Genomic DNA, 1,849 nt, shown 5'->3' with positions numbered 1-1,849 from the left:
ATTGTTGTTTTTTGGCATATCAATTCTCCTCAGGTTATTGTCGTAGTTTTATTATACACTTTTTTCTATACGACAACTATCCTAACACATAGGGTACTCCTATCGATATTCCAAATTGCTTTTTCAGGAAGAGGGTCATTTTCATATCGTGGAATAATATGCCAATGCACGTGTGAACATGAATTTCCCAATGATTCACAATTAATTTTAACTGCTTTAAAAGCATTTTGCACTGCTTCTGATACAATGGTCATCTCAAATAGAAATTTCTTTCTAAATTCTATAGGCATCAAATGTAGTTCGCTAACATGAATTTTACTCAAGAAGAATGTATAACCTTTAAAATACTGCCATTTACTGCTCAAAAAAACATATCCTGTTTCCAATTCTGCAATAAAGTATTTTTGCTCATTTATACTAATTCTATCTATCCAATTACAAACAAAACAATCCTTATTATTCATTCTATATCCTCCGATTGTCCACAGATAGTTCGCTATTGTAGCCAATAACAAAGCATTTATGACTACAGAGCCCTTCTCATATTGAAATGTCACCTAACGTTCCAAGTGTTCACGACGTCCGTCAGCTCTCACAACGCCCAACCCGAAATGCTGATGGATGTTGGGAACGCTCTGTTATGTGATGGATAGTTCAGAAATAACCAATTTTCTTCAAATTATTGATTAACTCCTTCCCTATATTCCATCAATCTTTTTTCATATTCCTTGGTTTTATGATATCCACATGATTTATATTCATAGCACCATCCACGATATATACAATCAGGAACACATGCTTCATACAACTCTGGTTCTCTTTCCTTTACTGTCTCTAATAAGCTTTCCCATGCTTCTCTTGTCTCTTTTGATGCTTGCATACATAATCTCTTACGAGAGATATTAATCAAGGCTTGAGCCGAAGCCAAAATTTCATGTTCCACAGTATTCCCTTGAGGTAATTCATCTCTATTTAATCCTGTTCTATCTGTTCTTTGTGTTCTTACCCAATGTTCAATTCCGTATTTATGTCTCACAAGATGAACAGATACCCAATACTTGAGTTCATACCATTTAGCATTGATCAAAAGTTGTCTGATAGGAGAATGCTCTGATAAAAGCATTCTTCTTTTCCAATTTGAAGTTGGTTCCCCAGTACCAGCCTCTTTATTTATTGTTGTTCTAGCTGAATCAGCTACTTCTCTCCATGTTCCTTTAATACTTAACAATTTGCTTTTCATCTAATCTCTCCAATTTTTTACATATGTTTTTTAAGAAGAATCTAGCACTATTTGTCACCTAACGTTTTATTATTATTACCGACGTTCCTGAACTGGACCACAGAGCCCTTCTTCTCAGGCGGTGCTTGCACCCAGTGAAGGAATGTGCTTTAGCGAACGGGTATAATCTTGTTAGCTGATGTACGGAAACTCTTTAAACATAGTTAAACTTTCATTATCACTTATTATTTCTTTTAATCTACAGACCGTTATGTTATGTTCAATAATGTTAGCATTCTTTTTAATAGGAGTTTCAATCAATGAGAATTTAATATTATGAGAGTGCAATAATATTTCTGCTTCTTCGAAGGAAACAACTTCTAGCAATTCAAAATTATCATTTAAAATAGAACTATCGTTTATTGCCTCCACAAAATTATTAAAATTATACATAAATGAATCATCACATAAATACCATTCACCATTTAACGAACTATCTACTAATAATCTATGAAGTAACTTTTCCCACCCAATAACGGTATTTGTCAAGTAAGTTGTCGCATTTAATTTATTTCGCATAATCTATTTATTCTGGACCATATAATCCTTTAACTCTGTTTCTTTAATAGG

3 protein-coding genes are annotated in these 1,849 nt (G+C 33.3%); all 3 read right to left on the bottom strand.

Translation table 11 applies throughout. The features are described 5' to 3' along the window. Nucleotides 1-65 precede the first annotated feature (65 nt). Nucleotides 66-464 carry an HIT family protein gene (locus EDC18_RS14335; RefSeq protein WP_132254256.1) on the bottom strand — a complete coding sequence of 133 codons (399 nt, stop codon included), beginning with the start codon at nucleotides 462-464 and terminating at the stop codon, nucleotides 66-68. A 215-nt stretch (nucleotides 465-679) separates the two neighbouring features. Further along, nucleotides 680-1,240: a thymidylate synthase ThyX gene (locus tag EDC18_RS14330; protein ID WP_132254255.1), complete on the bottom strand. Its 561-nt coding sequence runs from the start codon at nucleotides 1,238-1,240 to the stop codon at nucleotides 680-682. A 171-nt stretch (nucleotides 1,241-1,411) separates the two neighbouring features. Next, complete coding sequence (locus tag EDC18_RS14325) at nucleotides 1,412-1,798, bottom strand: hypothetical protein (RefSeq protein ID WP_132254253.1); 387 nt, start codon at nucleotides 1,796-1,798, stop codon at nucleotides 1,412-1,414. Between the last annotated feature and the right edge of the window lie 51 nt (nucleotides 1,799-1,849).

This window comes from Natranaerovirga pectinivora, from assembly GCF_004342165.1.
Lineage (GTDB): Bacteria > Bacillota > Clostridia > Lachnospirales > DSM-24629 > Natranaerovirga > Natranaerovirga pectinivora.
The sequence above is the reverse complement of the archived record's forward strand: the minus strand, read 5'-3'. Positions and strand labels throughout refer to the sequence as shown.

Bases quoted from the DNA above. Each gene is read 5' to 3' on its own strand.
- EDC18_RS14335 (WP_132254256.1), bottom strand. From the start codon at position 464: ATGAATAATAAGGATTGTTTTGTTTGTAATTGGATAGATAGAATTAGT.
- EDC18_RS14330 (WP_132254255.1), bottom strand. From the start codon at position 1,240: ATGAAAAGCAAATTGTTAAGTATTAAAGGAACATGGAGAGAAGTAGCT.
- EDC18_RS14325 (WP_132254253.1), bottom strand. From the start codon at position 1,798: ATGCGAAATAAATTAAATGCGACAACTTACTTGACAAATACCGTTATT.